Annotated in this window: 1 protein-coding gene; it reads left to right on the forward strand. The window is 36.9% G+C overall.

The window, feature by feature from the left end; translation table 11 throughout:
- On the forward strand, positions 1 to 209 hold a 209-nt coding region (locus R0K30_RS22425; protein WP_410613104.1), incomplete at its 5' end, for a DUF3466 family protein.
- Between the last annotated feature and the right edge of the window lie 51 nt (positions 210 to 260).

Consider the following 260-nt stretch of genomic DNA (forward strand, 5'->3'; position numbering starts at 1 on the left):
CACTAGGTGAGGTCATAACCGACATTAATGGCAACATTCAATATGAAAGTGTTGCTGTTGCAGTAAAACTTTCACCGATTGCTAATGGCGAAGTTGAAAATTGTAAAGCCCCAGATACAGAGTTTTATGAACGTAGCTCAGCCAGCTTCTCATGGTTTGGTTTATTACTGCTACCTTTAGTTGGATTAAGACGCGTTTTTCGTTTCTAAGTACTGCTATTCGTTTATAAAAAACCAACTTGTTAAGTTGGTTTTTTTTTG

This window comes from Bacillus sp. SIMBA_154, assembly GCF_046536015.1.
GTDB lineage: Bacteria > Bacillota > Bacilli > Bacillales > Bacillaceae > Bacillus > Bacillus pumilus_P.